Source organism: Pseudomonas sp. B13(2017) (assembly GCF_002113245.1).
GTDB lineage: Bacteria > Pseudomonadota > Gammaproteobacteria > Pseudomonadales > Pseudomonadaceae > Aquipseudomonas > Aquipseudomonas putida_Z.
This window is the reverse complement of sequence record NZ_NEJX01000014.1, coordinates 142,697-164,030: the sequence shown is the minus strand read 5'-3', so window position 1 is coordinate 164,030 and position 21,334 is coordinate 142,697. Positions and strand designations below refer to the sequence as shown.

Sequence of the window (21,334 nt, the reverse complement as noted above, 5' to 3'; positions counted from 1 at the left end):
CTTCCACAGGTGCTGTTCATGCCGCAGGTCCAGGAAGCCGGCCAGCTTCCTCGACGTCACCGTCACGGATTGACTATGATCCCGCCTTGAACGTTTCAGCATGTTTCAACAAGGATCCAGATGTCAGTTCAGGAATTACCCCCTCTCCCTAGCAAAACTACCGTCGCGAAGATGGAAGCCGCCATGGCGCTGGGCAGCTTTGCCATTGGCACCGGCGAGTTCGCCATCATGGGCCTGATGCCCGATATCGCCAGCAACCTGCAATTGAGCGAGCCCCAGGTGGGCCATGCCATCAGCGCCTATGCGCTGGGGGTGATGGTCGGCGCCCCGACGCTGGCGATCATCGGTGCCCGGCTGTTGCGCAAGCACATGCTGCTGTTGTTGATGGCGCTGTATGCCCTTGGCAACCTGGCTACCGCCTTCGCCCCCTCGTTCGGTGGCCTTGTCGCCTTCCGCTTCATCAGCGGCCTGCCCCATGGCGCCTACTTCGGCATCGCGGCGGTGGTGGCGTCGAGCATGGTGGCCAAGGACCAGCGGGCGGGGGCCGTGGCCCGAGTGATGATGGGCCTGACCCTGGCCATGTTGCTCGGCAACCCGATCACCACCTTGCTGGGCCAGTACTTCGGCTGGCGCTCGGCGTTCGTGCTGGTTGGCGCGATCGCCCTGTGCACCATCGCCCTGGTCTGGCGCTTCGTGCCCCAGCGCCACGATGAAGTGCGCAGCGACCCGCGCAAGGAACTGCAAGCCTTCACCCTGCCGCAGGTGTGGATGGCGCTGGGCATCGCCTCGATCGGCTTTGCCGGCATGTTCTGTGTGTTCAGCTACCTGGCGCCGACCATGTTGCAGGTGACCCAGGTGTCGCCGCAGTGGATTCCGTTCGGCCTGGCGGCGTTCGGCGTCGGTGGCATTGTCGGCAACATCGCCGGTGGCAAGCTGTTCGACCGCCTGCAGTTCCGCGCCGTCGGGCTGGTGCTGGTGTGGTCGATTGCCGTACTGCTGTTCTTCAGCTTTGCCGCGCAGGCGCTGTGGAGCCTGCTGCTGGGCATTGGCCTGGTCGGCACCATGATTGCCCTGGCGGCGCCGTTGCAGATCCGCCTGATGGACATTGCCCATGAAGCGCCAAGCCTGGCGGCGGCGTCGAACCATGCGGCTTTCAACCTGGCCAATGCGCTGGGGCCGTGGCTGGGTGGCATGGCGATTACCGCAGGCATGGGCTGGACCAGCACCGGGTACATCGGCGCGGCTACGGCGCTGGTCGGGCTGGGGATCTACCTGGTGGCACGGCGGATGAAGGGTGGGCACTAAGGTTGAGGCCTGACAGATAGCGTGAACGGGGCTGCCATGCAGCCCATCGCCGGCAAGCCAGCTCCCACAGAGACCGCACAATACCTGAAATTTGTGCGGTCCCTGTGGGAGCTGGCTTGCCGGCGATGGGCCGCAAAGCGGCCCCCGAATCAACCATCAACGCGGCAGGCTGACCCTGGCCACCTCGGCAAAATAACGGGCCCCGGTTGCCAGGATCGCATCGTTGAAATCATACGAAGCGTTGTGCAACGGCGTAGCCCCCGCCTCGCCCTCTGCACCATTGCCGATGAACACGAAGTTGCCCGGCACCTGCTGCAGAAACGCACCGAAGTCCTCGGAAATCATCATCGGCATCACTTCGGCATTCACCGCCTGCACCCCCACCACATTGCGCGCCGCCGCCACGGCAATTTCCGTGTTCGCCGCCCAGTTCACCGTCGGCGCAAACTCGTGGCTGTACTCGAACCGGCAGGTTGCACCGTGCAGGTGGCAGATACCCTCGCTGATCTCGCGCATGCGCTTTTCCAGCAGGCGTTGCACCTCAGGGCTGTAGCTGCGGGTATCACCCTTGATCGTGACATGGGTCGGTATCGCATTGCGGATGCCATCAGTGATGAACTCGGTGCAGGAAACCACTGCCGACAGGCTCGGGTCGACATTGCGCGCGACAATGGTCTGCAAGGCCAGCACGATCTCGGCGCCGATCACCATCGGGTCGATACCCATGTGCGGCCGGGCGGCATGGGTGCCCTTGCCCTGGATGTGAATGACGAAGTTGTCCTCGCTGGCCATGATCCCACCGGCCCGCGTGGCGATATGGCCAGCCGGCATGCCCGGCATATTGTGCGCGCCATACAGGGCATCGACCGGGAAGCGCTCGAACAACCCATCGGCCATCATCGCCTTGGCCCCCCGCCCATGCTCCTCGGCCGGCTGGAACACGAAACGCACGGTACCGTTGAAGTTACGCTCGCGGCACAGCAGGTCTGCGGCACCCAGCACCATCGCCATGTGCCCGTCGTGGCCACAGGCGTGCATCTTGCCGTGGTTGCAGGACGCATGCGGCCGTTGATGCGCCTGTTCGGTGATGTTCAGGGCATCCATGTCGGCACGCAGGCCGATCACGCCCGGGCCGTCACCGACAGTGAGGCTGGCAACCAGGCCGGTGCCACCGATGCCACGGTGCACTTCCAGGCCAAGGCTGGCGAGGATGCTGGCGACCTGTTCGGCGGTGTCGAACTCTTCAAAGCCGGTTTCCGGGTGCCGGTGAAACGCGTGCCGCCAATGCTTGAGGCGCAGTTCGAATGCAGGGTCGTTGCTCATGCTTGAAGCTCCTGTTACTGGGCCAACGTCGGGCGTTGACCGGAAGGCTGGGGTTCATCCGCAGGCGCTTGGCCGTGCCAGATGACGCTTTCGCTCAGGTATGGCGTGCGGTAGCCGCTGCCCACACCCAGGCGGTAGAACGCGAAGGCAACTGCGCTGACCACGACCATGTCCAGGCCCTCTGGCAGCAGGCCGATACCGCCGAACGCCTCGCTGCCCAGCCACGACACCAGGGCAATCGCCGGGAGATAGCCGATCAGCCAGGCAGCGGCGCGCAGCTCGCGAGCGAACCCCGCCCAGCCGGCTTTGGCCTGGTAGTAGAAATAGATAGGCAAGGCGCCGATCACCAGGAGGATCACCTGGCCGGTCAGCGGCCAACGGGCCCAGTACAGCACCAGTGAGGCACAGATGAAGGCGAATGGCGCAATGATGCCCATGCCCTTCAGGCGCAGCGGGCGGTGGATTTCCGGCGCGGTAGCGCGCAGCGACATCAGGCTGATCGGCCCGGTCAGGAACGAAATCACCACGGCCACCGAGATCACCGCCGCCAGTACGCCCCAGCCACGGAAGAAGAACAGGAAGATGAAACTCACCGCCAGGTTCAGCCACATTGCCTGGCGCGGCACGCCATACAGCGGGTGCAGGTTGCCGAAGATTTTCGGCAGGGTGTTGTTCTTCTCCATCGCATAGATCATGCGCGCAGTGGTGGCGGTATAGATGGAGCCGGTACCCGAAGGGCTGACGAACGCATCCAGGTACAGCAGCATGGCCAGCCAGTTCAGGTTCAGCGCCAGTGCCAGTTGCGCCAGGGGCGAATCGAAGTTCAGGTTGTGCCAGCCTGCAGCGATGCTCGCCGGGCTCAAGGCCCCGATGAAGGCCACCTGCAACATCACGTAGACCACCAGCGCAATCAGCACCGAGCCGACCAGGGCGAACGGGATGCTGCGCCCGGGGTTGCGCGCCTCGCCGGCCAGGCTGACCGGGCTCTGGAAGCCGTTGTAGCTGAACACGATGCCACTGGCGGCCACTGCCGTGAACACTGCAGACCAGCCATACGGCGCAAAGCTGGCAACCGAGCCGTCGCCGAAGTTCTGTGTATTGAACTGGGTCGAGATCAGCGCGACGGCGGTCAGCGCAGGCACCACCAGCTTGAACACGGTGATTGCGGTGTTGGTCTTGACGAACAGCTTCACGCCCCAGTAGTTCAGGCCGAAGTAGACCAGCACCAGGCCCGCACTGGCCAGCAGCCCGCCATGGGTCAACTCGCCGTGGTGCACCAGCGCCTGGGCCCACGGGAATGGCCAGGAGGCCATGTACTGGATCGAGGCGATCGCTTCGATGGGGATCACCGACACGATGGAGATCCAGTTGGCCCAGGCCGCCAGGAAGCCCACCAGCGAGCCGTGGGAATAGCGCGCATAACGCACCATGCCGCCGGACTCAGGAAACATCGCGCCCATTTCCGCATAGGTCAGGGCAATCGCCAGCACCACCACCGCACCAATGACCCAGGCCAGGATCGCCGCCGGCCCGGCGATGGCCGATGCATGCCAGGCGCCGAACAGCCAGCCTGAACCGATGATGGAGCCAAGGCCGGTCAGCATCAGCGACCAGGGGCTGATGTCACGTTTGAGTTTGTTCATGGAATCTCCGCTTGTTTTTCTTGTGTGGAGCTGACGGAGGGCAGGTAATACCCGGCCCTCAGGGGTGGATCAGGTACGTACCCAGGCTTGCTGGCGGGCCAGTACCGAGCTGGCCGACTCGCCCAGCAGGTCGGCATATACGCCGGGGGCGGTGGCGCCTTCGGTACTGATGAAGAGGATGCGGGCGTTGCCGTCGATACCCAGGTCGGCAGATGCGCCAGCATCCGTTACCAGGTGGGCAAGCCCGGCCAGGCCGGCGACGCCGGACTCACCGGCAACCAGCGGAATGTCGCGAGCGCTGCCAGCAGCCAGACGGCGCATGGCGGCGACAGCTTGGTCATCGCTGATGGTCATGAAGTAATCGACGCTCGGCTCCAGGAAGCGCCAGGCCAGCGGCGATGTCTCGCCGCACGCCAGGCCTGCCATTACCGAGTCCACCGCGCCGGTCGCCCTGGCCGGCTTGCCGAGCAAGGCGCTCTGGTACAGGCAGTCCGCCTGCTCCGGTTCGACCATGACCAACAGCGGGCGCTGTGCGCCGTAGTGCTCCCACAGGTAGCTGACGATGCCGGCCGCCAGGCCGCCCACCCCACCCTGCAGGAACACGTGGGTGAACGGCGGTTGCCCGGCAGTGGTTTCGATGATTTCCGCAGCGATGGTGCCGTAGCCCTGCATCACGTCACGCGGGATCACTTCGTAGCCTTCATAGGAGGTATCGGAAACCACGGTCCAGCCATTGCTGGTCGCCAGCTCCGCAGCATGCTCGACCGACTCGTCGTAATTGCCGGCAATGCGCACGATCTGCGCACCATAGGCCGCAATCGCCTGTTCGCGCTCGATGCTGACGTTGGCATGCAGCACGATCACGCAGCGGCAGCCGATGCTTTGCGCGGCGGCCGCCAGGCCCTTTCCATGGTTGCCATCGGTGGCGCTGGCCACGGTGAACTGCGCCAGCAGGTCGGCGTACTGGCCTTCCAGCAAGCCACGCGGGTCGAACTGCTGCGCGGGGAAGGTACGCCGGATCAGCCGGACCAGGGCAATCGGCGCGCCCAGGGCCTTGAAGCTGCCCAGTTCCGAGCGCACCGATTCATCCTTCACCGACACCTGGGCAACACCCAGCTCGGCGGCCAGGTCAGGCAGGCTGTACAGCGGCGTAGCGCCAGCGTTCAAGCGCGCCCAGCCGGCCAGCCACTGGCGGCTTTCTTCAGCCCTGGCAATGCTCATCACCTCTTGCAACGCTTGCGGGTAAGGCCGGCGGCCAGCCTTGGGGTTGGAAACAAACATGCGGTACTCCTTTCTGCAGGCAACAGGAAGCCCATGCCGCTGAAACCAGGCTTCAGCGGGCGGGGCATTACAGTGGGGATCAGGGGTGGATCAGGCGACGGCTGACCACATCCAGCAGCACCTGGGCGCCCTGGATCAGTTGTGCGTCGTCGGTATGCTCGCGCGGGTTGTGGCTGATACCGCCCTGGCTGGGCACGAAGATCATCGCGGCGGGGGCGATACGGGCGATCATTTGCGCGTCGTGGCCAGCACCGGAGGTCATGCGCCGGTGGCTGAAGCCGAAACGCTGCGCCGAGGCTTCTATGGCATCGGCCAGGCCTGCGTCGAAGATCACCGGTTCGAAACGCACCAGGCGCTCGGTGGTGATGGTGACCCCTTCGCGCTCGGCAAGCGCCTCCAGGTATTGGCTCAGGCGGTTTTCGGCGTAAGCCAGGCAAGTTTCGTCGGGGTCGCGCAGGTCGACGGTGAAGGTGGCCTTGCGCGGGATGACGTTGATCACGTTCGGCTCGAACTGCATGCAACCGACGGTGGCCAGGGTCGTACCGGAGTCCACGGCCATGGCGCGCAACTCGGCAACGATGGCACTGGCGACGAAGCCTGCGTCATGACGCAGGTGGGTCGGCGTGGTGCCGGCATGGTTGGCGTGCCCTTTCACCTCTACTTGCTGCCAGGAAATGCCCTGCAGGTTCTCGACCACGCCAATCAGGGTGTTCTCGGCTTCGAGGATCGGCCCCTGCTCGATATGCAGTTCGAGGTATTCATGCGGCACGATGGCGCCAGGCTCCAGCGTGCCGGCATAGCCGATGCGCGCCAGTTCATCGCCAAGCCGCGTACCGTCGGTGCCAAGGGTGTCCAGCGCCTGCTGCAAGGGCAGGCCGCCGGCATATACCAGTGAGCCCATCATGTCGGGCTGGTAGCGCACACCCTCTTCATTGGTGAATGCGCCGACCGTGATCGAACGCTCAGGCAAGCGCCCGGCATCACGGTAGGCCCGAATCACCGCCAACCCGGCCAGCACGCCATAGCAGCCATCCAGGGCTCCGGCGTTGGTAACGGTATCGATGTGCGAACCCATCATCAGTGGGCGTTGCTCACCGCTGTCGGCGGCAGCGCGCAAAGTACCGAAAATGTTGCCGATGCGGTCGACCTGCACGTCGAGGTCAAGTTCGCGCATCCAGCCGACCAGCAGGTCGCGCCCGGCCTTTTCGGCATCGCTCAGGGCGATCCGGGTGCGCCCGCCGTGGGTGGCGTCAGCGCCTACCTGGCCGAGTGCACGGATCTGCTGCAGCAGCAAAGCGCCGTTCAGTTGCAGTGGGGTACTCGCATTCATCAACCGTTTCTCCCTGGGTGCAAAGCCTTGGCTCTACACCGCCGTTTTTGTTCATGGGAGAATTCTATTCGCTCGCCATGTACGAAAACCTTGATTTTTGGCCTTCGCGCGCACTTTTATTACGCATTCCCGGCGTTTACCGCTGTTTACCTACAGAGGCCCCTTCATGCCCCTCGATCACTTCGACCTGGCCCTGCTCGATGCCGTGCAGCGCGACGCTGGTACTTCACAGCTGGACCTCGGTGCGCAGGTCAACCTGTCCTCGGCAGCGGTCAATCGGCGGCTGAAGAAGCTGACGGCCGACGGCGTGATCCGCGGCACGGTGGCACAGGTGAATCCAGAGCAGCTTGGGTACACGCTGACGGTGATAACCGAGGTTGAAGTGGAGAACGAGCGGCTGGACCTGCTGGACGAGATGAAACGCACCTTCCTCGCCTGCCCGCAGGTGCAGCAGTGCTACTACGTGGCCGGGGAATGCGATTTCGTGCTGATCATGCTGGTGCGGAACATGGAGCAGTACACCCAGCTGACCCGTGAACTGTTCTTCGAGAACAACAACGTCAAGCGCTTCAAGACGCTGGTGTCGATGAGCAATGTGAAGACGGGCATGTTCGTGCCGACCCTCACGCCTTGAAGCCTTGTTGCAATCCCCTGTAGGAACGGCCTTGTGTCGCGAAAGGGCTGCGTAGCAGCCCCAGCTATTGTTGCGCTGAAGCCGAGATCGCCGGGGCCGCTTTGCGGCCCTTTCGCGACACAAGGCCGCTCCTACAGGAGATCGCGCACTCTTCAAGTCTTACTATTAATTGTCATGTTTGTAATATCACAGCAATCGGCAACTGTGCATCATGAAAAAAGTTGCCAAGGTGCGTGCCAGTGCATTTATCAAAATAACAATTACCAGGCGGGTCGACTTGCTCTTCCTGCCCCACAACCGTGTCTGGAATAAAATGACAACTCAAACAGGCGCCTTCCAACAAAAAGGTTATCGAAGAATCATTCCGTCGATGACCGCCTTGCTGCAATTCGAAGCCGTGGCCCGGCTCAACAGTTTTACCCAGGCAGCCATTGAGCTGGGCGTGACCCAGGCGGCGGTCAGCAAACAGATCAAGGCCCTAGAGGAAAACCTCGGGGCGCTGCTGTTCCATCGCTCGCACCGCAGCATTCACCTGACCGAAGGCGGCGAAATCCTCTTTGCCAGCATCTCCGAATCACTGCAGCGGGTGGCCAGCGCGTTCGACCAGATCACCCACATCAGCCACCATCAGGAAATCGTGCTGGGCTCCACCGCACCCTTCTCGCAACTGCGCATCATGCCCCGCCTGAACGCCCTGGCCGACGCCCTGCCGCAGGTGCAGCTGCGCCTGGCCACGCAGATGTTCACCGGCGATCTGCGCAAGCGCGATTACGACCTGGACGTACGCTACGGCAACGGCCAGTGGGACGACGGCGAAGCCATCCTGTTGTTCGAGGAAGAAATTTTCCCGGTCTGCGCCCCTGCCTGGCTGGCCCGCAACAACCTGCCCGTCACCCTGGAGGAACTGGCCGGGGCCGGGCTGCTGGATGCCGACTCCACCTCCGAGGGCTGGGTCGACTGGCCTGGATGGTTCCGCGAACTGGGCCTGGCCCCGGCAGCGCCCCGCTACAACCTGCGCTGCAGCCTGTACACCGATGCCATCAACGCGGCATTGGCCGGCTACGGCATTGCCTTGGGCTGGGGGCGGCTGGTGGAGCACCTGGTGAGTACCGGGGCCCTGGTGCGGTTGGAGCCTTTCACCGTACGCACCCGCGAATCCTATTACATCGTCGTACCGCACGGTCGGCCGGCATCGGTGTACACCCGTGCGATTGCCCATTGGCTGCAAAGCCCGGCGCCTGCGCACGACAACCCGTTCCTGCATAACCTCAGGTAATGGGAAATGGAAAATTAAGCGCATTGACGCTATTCGAGGGCACTTCAATAATTCGCCGCACATGGCTTTATCAATTAAAAATAAAAGTGCCTGAGGACAACAATGAGCAGCCCAATCAATAAAACCCATCGCGAACTTGTCGATGCGCGGCAACCGGGCTTCGGCATGCCTGGCGAGTTATACAGCCGCCAGGATATCTTCGACACCGATATGGATATCTTCTTTCACAAACACTGGATACAAGTAGCCGTTACTGCCGATGTCGATGAGCCCGGCGATGTGTTTACCGTGGATATCGGCAAGGCTTCGGTGCTGATCCTGCGCGACGATGACGAACAGATCCGCGCCTACCGCAATGTCTGTCGCCACCGTGGCGCACGCCTGAAAGAGCCTGGCAAGTCCACCGTCGGCATGCTGGTGTGCCCCTACCACCAGTGGACCTACGACCTCGATGGCAGCCTCAGGCACGCCAGCCACATGGGCAAGGCCTTCGACCCCAAGTGCCGCAGCCTGATCCCGGTGCACTGCAAGGTCATCGGCAGCCATGTGCTGGTGTGCCTGAGCGACACCCCACCGGACGACATCAGCGACCTCGAAGAAGTCATGGGTCCACGCTTCACCCCCTTCGACCTGACCAATACCCGCATCGCCTACGAACTCGACTACATCGAGAACGGCAACTGGAAGCTGGTGATGGAAAACAACCGCGAGTGCTACCACTGCGCTGGCACCCACCCGGAACTGATCGTCTCGTATCAATCCGAGGACCTCGGCGTCAGCCTGGAGGAGATGAGCGACGAAGCGCGTGCCTCCTATGATGCCTATCAGGTGCGCAAGGCCGGCATCGAAGCCGACTGGGCCAGCGCCGGCCTGCTGTACGAGACCGTCGAACACCTGCAGGACAGCTCGCCCACCCAGTTCCGCACCCAGCGCATGATCATTGCCGGCAGCGGCGAGTCGCAAACCCTCGACACCAAGGTGGCCTGCAGCAAGCTGCTGGGCAACCTCACCCGCCGCGACCTCGGCGACACCCACCTGTGGGGCAACAACGCCTGGGCTCACGTGATGAGTGACCACGCCATGATCAGCTGGATCATCCCGCTGTCGCCGGAGCGCACCCTGGTGCGCACCAAGTGGCTGGTGCACCGCGACGCTATCGAAGGTGTCGACTACGACCTGCAACGCCTGATCGAAGTGTGGGTTGCCACCACCCAGCAGGATGCCGCGCTGGTCGCCATCACCCACAGCGGTACCCAGGACCCCGCCTTCGAGCCGGGCCCCTACTCCACCTTCACCGAGCCGTACGTCGACCAGTTCGCCCGCTGGTACGCCTCGCGTCTCGCCGCACACGGGGTTTGAAGGCCATGACCGCATTGCACAGCATCGCCGGCCTGCGCGCCGACCAGCGTTTTACCGACAGCGACCACTGGGCCGCCCACGGGGCGCAATGGGCCAGTGGCGAAAGCCGGCGCATCGAATGCCTCAGCGTGGTGGACGAAACCCACGACGTGAAGACCTTCACCTTCCACAGCCCGGATTACCATGCCCTGGCCTACGAACCCGGGCAGTTCCTGACCGTGTCGCCGGTGATCGGCGGGGCCAGCGTGTCGCGCTGCTATACCCTGTCTTCCACGCCAACCCGGCCGTTCACCTTTGCCATCACGGTCAAGCGGGTGCCGGGCGGTACGGTGTCCAACTGGCTGCACGACAACCTGCGCCCGGGCCAGGCCCTGGCTGCCTCAGGCCCGGCCGGGGTGTTCACCCCGGTGGCAGGCCCGGCGCGCAAGTTGCTGTACCTGTCGGCCGGCTCCGGGGTCACCCCGCTGATGGCCATGACCCGCGCTGCCGCCGACCTGCACGCGGAGCTGGACATCGTCTTCGTGCACAGCGCCCGCACACCGAAGGACATCATCTTCCGTGAGGAACTGGCGCAGCTGGAGCGTCGCATGCCACAGCTGCGCACCTTGTTCTTCTGCGAAAACCAGGGTGACGAGGCCGACTGGAACGGCCCGCTCGGGCGCCTGTCGCTGGAAGCGCTGCAACGCGAAATCCCTGATTTCAAGGACCGCGCCGTGTTCACCTGCGGGCCCAAGGGTTACATGGACGCCACCAAGGCGCTGCTGGCCGGTGCCGGATTCGACCTGGCCCGCTACCACCAGGAAAGCTTCGACATCAACGCCGATGCCGAACCTGAACCCGCTCCGGTTGCCCCGGGCCAGGCCCTGGATACCTTCACGGTGCACCTGGCCCGCTCGGGCAAGACCTTCACCATGCGCGCCGACCAGACCGTGCTGGCGGCTGCCAAGCTGGCAGGCGCCGTGGTGCCTTCGTCCTGCAGCCAAGGGGTTTGTGGTACCTGCAAGACGGCGCTGCTGGAAGGCAGCGTCGACATGAAGCACAACGGCGGCATCCGCCAGCGCGAAATCGACAAGGGCCTGCGGCTGCTGTGCTGCAGCCGCCCCACCTCGGACCTGGTGGTCGACCTCTGACCGACACCCAGGGCGCTTGAGCTTCAGGCGCCCGTTTTTCATCTGCAGTCCCTTCAACCCGCAACGCCGCCAGGCGGGTGCGTTCGCACCTGCCTGCCAGAATAAAAAGGATATAGCCGATGCGTGCAAAAGAAGGCCTGTTCAAGGGCCTGAATCCTGTTGTGACCGTTGGGTCGCTTTCCATTGTCGTGGCCTTCGTGGTGCTCTGCGCCTCCTATGGCGACCAGGCCGCCGGGGTATTCAAGGCCGCCTCCGACGCCATCCTCGACCATCTGAAATGGTTTTACCTGGCGCTGGTCAGCGGCATCCTCGGGGTGCTGGTGTTCATCGCCTTCAGCCGCTTTGGCACCTTGAAGCTCGGGCGTGCCGACGAAAAACCGGAATTCAGCTTCGCCGCCTGGATCGCCATGCTGTTCAGCGCCGGCATGGGCGTGGGGCTGATCTTCTGGTCGGTGGCCGAGCCGGTGCTGCACTATGCCAGCAATCCGTTCACCCCAGGGCTCACCGACCAGGCCGCATCCATGGCCATGCGCATCACCTTGCTGCACTGGGGCCTGCACCCGTGGGCAATCTTCACCGTGATCGGCCTGGGCCTGGCCTACTTCGCCTACCGTGAGGGGCTGCCGCTGGCGTTGCGCTCGATCCTCTACCCGCTGATCGGCAACCGCATCTACGGGCCGATCGGGCATGCCGTGGACATCATCGGCGGCGCGGTCACCGCCTTTGGCGTCTCGCAGTCGCTGGGGCTGGGCGTGGAGCAGATCAACATGGGCATGCACCAGGTGTTCGGCACCCCGGTCACCCTGTCGTTCAAGCTGAGCATCATCGCCATCGTCACCGTGATTGCCTCGATCTCGCTGGTGGCCGGCGTGTCGCGCGGCATGAAGCGCCTTTCGACGCTGAACATGTGGATTTCCCTGGGGCTGATGCTGGTGGTGCTGGCACTGGGCCCGACCAACTACCTGATGAACCTGCTGTTCGAATCGGCTGGTGACTACGCGCAGAACATCATCGGCATGAGCTTCTGGACCGACGCCCAGGCCGACAGCGCCTGGCAAAAGAGCTGGACTGCCTTCTACTGGCCGTGGTGGATGACCTGGGGCCCGTTCGTGGGGCTGTTCATTGCACGCATCTCCCGTGGCCGCACCATCCGCGAACTGGTGTTCGGCGCCCTGCTGGTCCCGACGCTGGTGACGATCCTGTGGATGGCGGTGTTTGGCGGTACAGCACTGAAGGATGAGCAGCAGGCGCGACAGGCCTACCAGCAGTTGCCGGTCGCCGAACAGGCAGCCGCCGGCCCGTTCCAGGGTGGCCCGATACTGGAGGCCACGCGCAAGGAGACCACCACAGCCATGTTCACCCTGCTCGACCGCCTTGACGGCCCGACCTTGGGTGCGGTGCTGAGCGTGATCATCTGCCTGTTGCTCGCCGTGCATTTTGTTACGGCCGCCGATGCGGGAACGCAGGTGCTGTGCATGCTCAACTCGCTGGGCAGCATCAACCCACCGCACTGGATCCGGGTGCTGTGGTGCGTGCTGGAGGGGGCGATCGCCGCCAGCCTGGTGATTGCCGGCGGGTTGCTGGCGATCCAGATGGCCAGCATCGTGGTCGGGTTGCCGATTGCGTTCTACATGTTGCTGACCGGGTATAGCCTGATGCGCAGCCTGTTTGCCAGCGAGCAGGTCATTGCCCGCGAAGTGCCGGCGAATCTGGCGGCGGAGCCAGCCCGCGCGACCGGTGAAGTGGCGTAGATAGCCGGGGCCGCCTTGCGGCCCTTTCGCGACACAAGGCCGCTCCTACAAGGGATCGCGTCAGGCCGGGACTGTGCGTAATGTCCGGGTCTGTGCGCGATTCCCTGTAGGAGCGGCCTTGTGTCGCGATGGGCTGCAAGGCAGCCCCAGGGGCTCAAGTGTGGATCAGCAAGCTGGCCAGCCCCAAGGAAACGATTACAATGCGCGCCCCAACCTGAAATATGTTTTTCCCATGAAATCACTGCTTTACGCCGTATCCTTACTGTTTTCCTTCACCCTCCCTGCCCTGGCCAGCCCGCCGGCGACTTTCACCGAGGCCAAGGTGGTGGCCAAGCAGAAGGTGTACATGGACCAGGCCAGCAGTGCCATGGGCGACCTGTACTGCGGTTGCAAATGGGCCTGGGTGGGCAAGTCTGGCGGGCGTATTGATGCCGCCTCGTGCGGCTATCAGACCCGCAAGCAGCAGAACCGCGCCGAACGCACCGAATGGGAGCACATCGTGCCGGCCTACACCTTCGGCAACCAGCGCCAGTGCTGGAAGAACGGTGGCCGCGAGCATTGCGTGGATGACGACCCGGTATTCCGCGCCATGGAGGCCGACCTGTTCAACCTGTACCCGGCAGTAGGCGAGGTCAACGGCGACCGCAGCAATTTCAACTACGGCATGGTTGCTGGTAATGCAGGGCAATACGGGCAGTGCTCCACCAAGGTCGACTTCGTGCAGCGTGCTGCCGAACCACGTGACGAAGTGAAAGGCCTGGTCGCCCGCACCACCTTCTACATGTACGACCGTTACAAGCTGAGCATGTCGCGCCAACAGCAGCAGTTGCTGATGGCCTGGGACAAACAGCACCCGGTGTCGGCCTGGGAGAAAGAGCGTGACCGGCGCATTGCCGCGATCATGGGGCATGCCAACCCCTTCGTGACCGGGGAACGCAAATGGACCGCCAACTACAAGCCGGTCGGCAGTGGCGTGGTGCAAGCGGTGCCGGCGAAGGCTGCCAAGCCAGAGGCCAAGCCGAGCCTGGCCAGTGCCGGGTCGGTGGGGGCGGTGCTTGGCAACCGCAACAGCCACGTCTATCACCTTTCCGTCGGCTGCCCGGGCTATACCCAGGTTACCGCGAAGAACCAGGTCACCTTCGCCACAGAGGGTGAGGCGCAGGCAGCAGGTTATCGCAAGGCGGGCAACTGCCGCTGATCGCCTTCCTCGGGGCCTGCGCGGCCCCTTTGCAACCGAGCGGGCTGCACGGCAGCCCGCAACAATGACCATCCGTCGCCCAGACGGCACCCCACTCCCCGCCCCCAGCCCAACGAATGACAGATCATCCGCAAAGGAGACGTTCCATGATCCGCATTCGCCCACTCTCACTGTGCCTTGCCCTTGCCCTGGCCAGCGTCACTGGCACCAGCTTCGCCGCCACCGACACCGACACCGACAGCCGCCCGCAAACCGACCAGTACGGTGGCAAGACCGCCGGTGAAGACAGCAGCGTCAACAGCCCAGGCAGCAGCAAAGCCAACGACAGCAGCGACACCGGCAGCAACAGCGATGCCGCCGACGGCGCCGCTGGTGGCTCCAACAGCACCGGCGAAGCCACCGGCTCCGGCGCCGGGCACTCGGGAGGCACCGCCGAGGACCAGGACAGCCATTGAGGCCGACCTGGGCTACACTGCGCCGGAACGCCCTGCCAAGGACCCGCCATGAACCTCAAACCCTGGCTGCTCGCCGCCCTGCTGCCATGCAGCGCCCTGGCCGTCGCTGGCGGCCAGGGCGCACTGTCGATCAGCTCATCGTCGTTCACCGATGGCGGCGTGATCGCCTTGCAACAGGTTGGCCCGGACCCGGCCTGCGGTGCCGGCGAAGAGCGCACCCCGCAACTGAGCTGGGACAACCTACCCGCAGGCACCCAGTCGCTGGCCCTGATCATGTTCGACCCGGACGGCGGCAAGGGCATTGGCGTGGTCCACTGGATCGCCTACAACATCGACCCGGCCCAGGATGGGCTGAAGGAAGGCGTCGCCGGGCTGACCGGGCAAGGCGTGACCGTGGGACGAAACTCGCGGGGCACGCTCAGCTACCGCGGCCCCTGCCCACCCGCCGGCGACAACCCGCACCACTACGCACTGACGCTGATCGCCACCGACCTGCCATTGGGCACCCTGCCCGAAGGCCTGGACCGCAGCGGCCTGCTGCAACTGCTGCAAGGCCACGCGCTAGGGGCGCAGAGCCTGGTCGGGCGCTATGGCCATTGAACCGTGCGGTACAAAAACAATTGATCACCCCCATAACATTTATCCATTGAATGGCCCGGCCGAACTGAAGTAAGCTCGGGCTCATTCACTGGAGAGCAACATGCCGAAACACACCCGCAACCACGCCAACCACACCGGTCGCAGCCTGCGCCCTGTGCTGGCCGTTGCCGGCTGCGTGGCACCTGCCAGCTATTACTTTGGGTATTGGTTTAGCCACTAGGCGCCGATACCCACACGGCGCCCACCTTCGAGGGGCCGCCGAACATGAGAATACTCAAACCCCCGGTCGGCTCCCCGACCGGGGGTTTTGCTTTTCAGGCCTTTGAACAACACCGATTCACATTGAGGACAGATTCATGAACTACGCCACTTATTACTACGCAAACACCTACGCCTGGCGATTTAGCCAATCCCGTTCGGGCCAGCCTGCCGCCTCCGTTCGGTCTTCCACAGGTGGCAATGCAGCAGCCAATACGAATTCAACGATCTGTCGAACACCTCGATAGGGCCGACCACGCGGGCCAGAACCCGCCGTCCGCCCAGGGAAAAAACGCCATGCAAGCTTCCAGCCTCGCCCTGACCCAGCCGCAAGCGGCCAACACCACCGTCAGCCAGCGCCTGCCCAGCCCGCACCTGCTCAAACAGCAAATGCCGCTGTCCAGCGAACTTACCCAGCAAGTCCATGCCCACCGCCAGGCCATCCGCGACATCCTCGAAGGCCGCGACCAGCGCCTGCTGGTGATCGTTGGCCCGTGCTCGATCCACGACCCGCGCTCGGCCCTGGAATACGCCGACCGCCTGGCCGCCCTCAGCCGCGAAGTCGACGACAAGCTGCTACTGGTGATGCGCGCCTACGTCGAAAAACCCCGCACCACGGTCGGCTGGAAAGGCCTTGCCTACGACCCGCACCTCGATGGCAGCGACGACATGCACGCCGGCATCGCCCTGTCCCGCGGGCTGATGCTGAACATGATCGAACGCGGCCTGCCGGTTGCCACCGAACTGCTGCAGCCAATGGCCGCCGGCTACTTCGATGACCTTCTGGCCTGGGCCGCGATTGGCGCGCGCACCACCGAGTCGCAGATCCACCGCGAAATGGTCAGTGGCCTGGAGCTGCCGGTCGGCTTCAAGAACGGCACCGACGGCGGCATCGCCATCGCCAGCGACGCCATGCGCAGCGCCGCCCACCCGCACCGCCACTTCGGCATGGATGCGCAGGGCTACCCGGCCATCATCGAGACCTTGGGCAACGCGGACACCCACCTGGTGCTGCGCGGCGGCCACAAGGGCCCGAACTTTGACGCCAACAGCATCGCCATGGCCCGCCAGGCGCTGGCCAAGGCCGGGCTGCAGGCGCGGATCATGGTCGATTGCAGCCATGCCAACAGCGGCAAGGACCCGGCGCGCCAGCCGGCGGTTTTCAACGATGTGCTGGAGCAGCGCCTGGCCGGCGACCGTTCGATCGTCGGCGTGATGATCGAAGGGCACCTGTTCGACGGCTGCCAGGCGCTGGGCAAGGGCGCGCTGAAATACGGCGTGTCGATCACCGACGGTTGCCTGGGCTGGGCCTCGACCGAAACCCTGTTGCGCGAGGCGGCACAAAAACTCTAGGTAGCGGGACGCAAGCCTGGCGAGACATACCCCGGACAAGTGCGCTAGGCTTGCCTTTTTTACCCCAAGGAGCAGTACCCATGGCCCGTGCAACCGCCCGCCACATCCTGGTCAGCAGCGAAGAGAAGTGCAACGAACTGAAAGCCCAGATCGAAGCAGGCGCCGACTTCGCTGAAATCGCCAAAGCCAACTCCACCTGCCCGTCCAGCCGCCAGGGCGGTGACCTGGGCTCGTTCGGCCCGGGCCAGATGGTCAAGGAGTTCGACACCGTGGTGTTCAGCGCCCCGGTCAATACCGTGCAAGGCCCGGTGAAGACCCAGTTCGGCTACCACCTGCTGGAAGTGACCAGCCGCCAGGACTGATTCACCTGTTCAGGTGATGAGATCCCCTGTGGGAGCGGGCGTGCCCGCGAATGCGTCCGAGCATGCAGCCTCGTTGCCTGAGCTGACGCATTCGCGGGCACGTCGCAGCGGCGCACCGCCGCTCCCACAGAGATTGTGGTGCCTGCTTCTGCTTTGCCTGGCTTTCAACGCCCACGCCGCCTCTACCCACGCCCTCACCGTCTACGGCGAAGCCCCCCGCTACAACGCCAGCTTCCAGCATTTCGACTACGTCAACCCCGACGCCCCCAAAGGCGGCATCCTGCGCCGCTCGGCCATCGAGATCGGCCAGTTCGACCATATCCTGCCGTACATCGACAAAGGCATCGGTGTCAGCGAGGTCGATGGCCTGCTGTACGCGCCACTGGCCGTGCGCTCGTTCGATGAACCCTACACCGTCTACGGCCTGATCGCCCGGCGCATGGAGCGCGGCCCGGAGGATGCCTGGCTGCGTTTCGAGATCGACCCGCGCGCCACCTTCGCCGATGGCAAGCCGGTGCGCGCCGAGGACGTACGCTTTACCTTCGAGCTGCTGATGAGCAAGGGCAGCCTCAAGTACCGCACCCAGTTCGCCGATGTTGCCGCCGTCATCGTGGAAAGCCCGCACAGCGTGCGCTTCGACTTCAAGCCCGACCACGGCCGCACCCTGCCGCTGGACCTCGCCAGCCTGCCGGTACTGCCCGAACACGACTGGCAGCAGCGCGATTTTGCCAACGGCGCCGGCTTCGACAAGCCGGTCGGCAGCGGGCCGTACCGTATCGGGCGCATCGACAACGGCCGCAGCATCACCTTCGAGCGCGACGCCAACTGGTGGGCGCGCGATCTGCCGGTCAGCCGTGGCCGCTACAATTTCGACAAGCTGCGCATCGAGTACTTCGGTGATACCGAAGTGGCGCGGCAGGTGCTCAAAGGCGGCGGCTACGACTACAACCGCGAATTCTCCGCCACCGCCTACACCCTGGGCTACAACGGCGCGCAACTGGACGACGGCCGCCTGCAGCGCGCCCACCTGGGCCCGGCCAAACCGCAGGTGGCCCAAGGCTTCGTGTTCAACCTCGACCGGCCGCAGTTCAAGGACCGTCGCGTGCGCCAGGCGCTGGGCATGCTGTGGGACTACGAGTGGAGCAACCGGCAGATGATGCGCAACATGTACATCCGCCAGCAGAGTGTTTTCTCCAATACCCCGCTGGCCGCCCGCCAACTGCCGGATGCCGGCGAGTTGAAACTGCTCGAACCGTTGCGCGGCAAGGTGCCGGACGAAGTCTTCAGCACCGTGTTCACCGCCCCGGTCACCGATGGTTCGGGGATCATCCGCAAGCAGCAGCTGCAGGCACTGGCGCTGCTCGAACAAGCCGGCTGGCGCCCCGAAGTCGACCGCCTGGTGAACAGCCAGGGCACGCCGCTGGCATTCACCTTCCTCAACGGCCAGGCAGGCATGGAGCGCCTGCTGCTGCCGTGGAAGCGCAACCTGGCACAGATTGGCGTGACCCTGGACATCCGCAACGTCGATTCGGCCCAGTACGTCAACCGCCTGATGGCGCGTGACTACGACATGATCGTCACCGGCTACCCGGTCACCCTGTCGCCCGGCGCCGAGCTGTACAACTATTTTGGCTCGGCAGCGGCCCACGACCCTGGGTCGAACAACCTGATGGTGCTACAGGACCCTGCCGTGGACCGCCTGATCGACGGCCTGGTGCGCGCCGACACCCAGGCCGACATGCTGCACCACGCCCATGCCCTGGACCGGGTGCTGCAATGGAACTACTACTGGATCCCCAACTACTACCCACCGGGCAGCTCCACTGCCTGGTGGAACCGCTTCGGCCTGCCCAAGGTCCAGGCTGCCTATGACGAAGGCCTGGACACCTGGTGGGAAGTCAGCCCCACCGCGCTGACCAACGCGCAAATGGCCGAGCGCCGGAAATCCTCGCCATGACCACCTACATCCTGCGCCGCCTGTTGCTGATCATCCCGACCCTGCTGGCGATCCTGCTGGTCAACTTTGCCATTGTCCAGGCCGCGCCGGGTGGCCCGGTGGAGCAGGCGGTGGCACGCCTGCAAGGCATCGGCGGCGGCGCCCCAGGTGCCCGGGCCGAGGTGGTGCACGGTGAGTCACGGGCCACCCGTGGCCTGGACCCGAAACTGATCGAGGAGATCAAGCGCCAGTACGGCTTCGACAAATCCGCCCCCGAGCGCCTGTGGTTGATGCTGGGCCAGTACGCCCGGCTGGACTTCGGCAACAGCTTCTTCCGCGGCGCCAAGGTCACCGACCTGATCCTCGACAAGTTGCCGGTCACCCTGTCGCTGGGCTTCTGGGCCACGCTGATCACCTACCTGGTGTCGATCCCGCTGGGCATCCGCAAGGCAGTGCGCCACGGCAGCCGCTTCGATGCCTGGAGTAGTGCACTGATCGTGGTCGGCTATGCCCTGCCCTCGTTCCTGTTCGCCCTTTTGCTGATCGTGCTGTTCGCCGGCGGCACCTCGCTCAGCTGGTTCCCGGTGCGCGGCCTGGTCTCGGACAACTTCGACGAGCTCAGCCTGCTGGGCAAGGTCGCCGACTACTTCTGGCACCTGGTGCTGCCGGTCGGTGCCCTGGTGATCGGCGGCTTCGCCACCCTGACGCTGCTGACCAAAAACGCCTTCCTCGACGAAATTTCCCGGCAATACGTGGTTACCGCCCGCGCCAAGGGCCTGAGCCAACGCCGGGTGCTGTATGGCCACGTGCTGCGCAATGCCATGCTGCTGGTGGTGGCCGGCTTGCCGCAGGCGTTGATCACGGTGTTCTTCGCCGGCTCGTTGCTGATCGAGGTAATCTTCTCGCTCGATGGCCTGGGCCGCATGAGTTACGAGGCGGCCGTGTCGCGGGACTACCCGGTGGTGTTCGGCACGCTGTTCATCTTCACCCTGGCGGGCCTGCTGATCCGCCTGATCGGTGACCTGTCGTACACCCTGCTCGACCCGCGTATCGACTTCGACACGAGGGCGCGCTGATGCTTTCACCGATCTCGCGTCGTCGCCTGCAACGCTTTCGCCGCAACCGCCTCGGCTGGGTTTCGCTGTGGCTGTTCGCCGCCCTTCTGCTGCTGAGCCTGTGTGCCGAGCTGGTGGCCAACGACAAACCGCTGCTGCTGGGCTACAAGGGCGACCTGTACGTGCCGGCGCTCAAGCGCTACACCGAGCAGCAGTTCGGCGGCCAGCTGCCGTTCCAGCCAGACTACCGCAGCGCCTATGTACGCCAGCTGATCGAGCAGCAAGGTGGCTGGATGCTGTTCGCCCCCATCCCGTTCAGCGCCGATACCCCCAACTACGACCTGCAAGTGCCCACCCCCAGCCCGCCGAGCGCGAGCAACTGGCTGGGTACCGACGACCAGGGCCGCGACGTGCTGGCCCGGGTGCTGTATGGCACCCGGGTATCCTTGCTGTTCGCCTTCGCCCTGACCGTGGTCAGCGTGCTGATCGGGGTGGCGGCCGGTGCCCTGCAGGGCTACCACGGCGGCTGGGTCGACCTGGTCGGCCAGCGCCTGCTGGAGGTGTGGTCGGGGTTGCCGGTGCTGTACCTGCTGATCATCCTCAGCGGGTTCGTCGAGCCGGACTTCTGGTGGCTGCTGGGGATCATGGCGCTGTTCTCCTGGCTGACTCTGGTCGATGTGGTGCGCGCCGAGTTCCTGCGCGGTCGCAACCTGGAGTACGTGAAGGCCGCAAGGGCGCTGGGGTTGCCAGACAGCCAGGTGATGCTGCGGCACATCCTGCCCAATGCCATGAATGCAACGCTGACCTATGTGCCGTTCATGCTGACCGGGGCGATCACCACCCTGACTGCGCTGGATTTTCTCGGTTTCGGCATGCCGGCCGGGAGTGCTTCGCTGGGAGAGCTGGTGACCCAGGGCAAACAGCACCTGGAGGCGCCGTGGCTGGGCTTTACCGCGTTCTTTGCGCTGGCGGTGATCCTGTCGCTGCTGGTGTTTATCGGGGATGCCTTGCGCGAGGCGTTCGACCCCAGGGGATAGGTTTTCAGGCCTGGCCTCTTCGCGGGGTTGCCCGCTCCCACAGGTACC

18 protein-coding genes are annotated in these 21,334 nt (G+C 64.4%); 14 read left to right on the top strand and 4 right to left on the bottom strand.

Translation table 11 applies throughout. The features are described 5' to 3' along the window. Positions 1–120: 120 nt before the first annotated feature. Positions 121–1,305 carry an MFS transporter gene (locus CAG44_RS18710; protein ID WP_085692742.1) on the top strand — a complete coding sequence of 395 codons (1,185 nt, stop codon included), beginning with the start codon at positions 121–123 and terminating at the stop codon, positions 1,303–1,305. Between the two features lie 156 nt (positions 1,306–1,461). On the opposite strand, the gene CAG44_RS18705 is transcribed toward CAG44_RS18710, so the two are convergent. The 4 genes from CAG44_RS18705 to CAG44_RS18690 all read right to left on the bottom strand — a co-directional run bounded on the left by CAG44_RS18705 (position 1,462) and on the right by CAG44_RS18690 (position 6,882). Further along, a complete protein-coding gene (locus tag CAG44_RS18705; RefSeq protein ID WP_085692741.1) occupies positions 1,462–2,628 on the bottom strand; it encodes a M20 aminoacylase family protein in 1,167 nt (388 codons plus the stop codon). Between the two features lie 14 nt (positions 2,629–2,642). Further along, positions 2,643–4,271 carry an APC family permease gene (locus tag CAG44_RS18700; RefSeq protein WP_085593406.1) on the bottom strand — a complete coding sequence of 543 codons (1,629 nt, stop codon included), beginning with the start codon at positions 4,269–4,271 and terminating at the stop codon, positions 2,643–2,645. A 69-nt stretch (positions 4,272–4,340) separates the two neighbouring features. Further along, the gene (locus CAG44_RS18695; RefSeq protein ID WP_085692740.1) at positions 4,341–5,552 is read right to left on the bottom strand and encodes a diaminopropionate ammonia-lyase; all 1,212 of its coding nucleotides are present in this window, start codon (positions 5,550–5,552) and stop codon (positions 4,341–4,343) included. 79 nt (positions 5,553–5,631) lie between these two features. Next, positions 5,632–6,882, bottom strand: coding sequence for a Zn-dependent hydrolase (locus CAG44_RS18690; RefSeq protein ID WP_085692739.1), 1,251 nt, complete (start codon positions 6,880–6,882; stop codon positions 5,632–5,634). Positions 6,883–7,048: 166 nt separating this feature from the next. Here CAG44_RS18690 and CAG44_RS18685 point away from each other — a divergent pair, with 166 nt between their 5' ends. The 13 genes from CAG44_RS18685 to CAG44_RS18625 all read left to right on the top strand — a co-directional run bounded on the left by CAG44_RS18685 (position 7,049) and on the right by CAG44_RS18625 (position 21,286). Beyond that, the gene (locus CAG44_RS18685) at positions 7,049–7,516 is read left to right on the top strand and encodes an Lrp/AsnC family transcriptional regulator (protein WP_085692738.1); all 468 of its coding nucleotides are present in this window, start codon (positions 7,049–7,051) and stop codon (positions 7,514–7,516) included. Positions 7,517–7,886: 370 nt separating this feature from the next. After that, complete coding sequence (locus CAG44_RS18680; RefSeq protein WP_256575276.1) at positions 7,887–8,792, top strand: LysR substrate-binding domain-containing protein; 906 nt, start codon at positions 7,887–7,889, stop codon at positions 8,790–8,792. Between the two features lie 102 nt (positions 8,793–8,894). After that, entirely contained in the window at positions 8,895–10,151 is a 1,257-nt protein-coding gene (locus CAG44_RS18675; protein ID WP_085692736.1) for an SRPBCC family protein, read from the top strand. A gap of 5 nt (positions 10,152–10,156) precedes the next feature. Next, positions 10,157–11,281: a hybrid-cluster NAD(P)-dependent oxidoreductase gene (locus CAG44_RS18670; RefSeq protein ID WP_085692735.1), complete on the top strand. Its 1,125-nt coding sequence runs from the start codon at positions 10,157–10,159 to the stop codon at positions 11,279–11,281. A gap of 119 nt (positions 11,282–11,400) precedes the next feature. Continuing rightward, positions 11,401–13,032 (top strand): BCCT family transporter, encoded by a 1,632-nt coding sequence (locus CAG44_RS18665; protein WP_085692734.1) that lies wholly within the window; start codon positions 11,401–11,403, stop codon positions 13,030–13,032. A 232-nt stretch (positions 13,033–13,264) separates the two neighbouring features. Further along, positions 13,265–14,230: an endonuclease gene (locus tag CAG44_RS18660; protein WP_085616401.1), complete on the top strand. Its 966-nt coding sequence runs from the start codon at positions 13,265–13,267 to the stop codon at positions 14,228–14,230. A 146-nt stretch (positions 14,231–14,376) separates the two neighbouring features. Then, positions 14,377–14,685: a hypothetical protein gene (locus CAG44_RS18655; RefSeq protein WP_075045285.1), complete on the top strand. Its 309-nt coding sequence runs from the start codon at positions 14,377–14,379 to the stop codon at positions 14,683–14,685. A 48-nt stretch (positions 14,686–14,733) separates the two neighbouring features. After that, positions 14,734–15,285, top strand: coding sequence for a YbhB/YbcL family Raf kinase inhibitor-like protein (locus CAG44_RS18650; RefSeq protein ID WP_025339230.1), 552 nt, complete (start codon positions 14,734–14,736; stop codon positions 15,283–15,285). Between the two features lie 555 nt (positions 15,286–15,840). Further along, positions 15,841–16,896, top strand: a complete 1,056-nt coding sequence (locus CAG44_RS18645) for a 3-deoxy-7-phosphoheptulonate synthase (RefSeq protein WP_025339231.1) — start codon at positions 15,841–15,843, stop codon at positions 16,894–16,896. Positions 16,897–16,976: 80 nt separating this feature from the next. After that, entirely contained in the window at positions 16,977–17,258 is a 282-nt protein-coding gene (locus tag CAG44_RS18640; RefSeq protein WP_003258780.1) for a peptidylprolyl isomerase, read from the top strand. A 13-nt stretch (positions 17,259–17,271) separates the two neighbouring features. Next, positions 17,272–19,215, top strand: coding sequence for an extracellular solute-binding protein (locus CAG44_RS18635; RefSeq protein WP_085692733.1), 1,944 nt, complete (start codon positions 17,272–17,274; stop codon positions 19,213–19,215). Next, positions 19,212–20,270 (top strand): microcin C ABC transporter permease YejB, encoded by a 1,059-nt coding sequence (locus CAG44_RS18630; RefSeq protein WP_085692732.1) that lies wholly within the window; start codon positions 19,212–19,214, stop codon positions 20,268–20,270. The genes CAG44_RS18635 and CAG44_RS18630 overlap by 4 nt, the downstream gene beginning before the upstream one ends. Further along, positions 20,270–21,286: an ABC transporter permease gene (locus CAG44_RS18625; RefSeq protein WP_025339234.1), complete on the top strand. Its 1,017-nt coding sequence runs from the start codon at positions 20,270–20,272 to the stop codon at positions 21,284–21,286. The genes CAG44_RS18630 and CAG44_RS18625 overlap by 1 nt, the downstream gene beginning before the upstream one ends. Positions 21,287–21,334 lie beyond the last annotated feature (48 nt).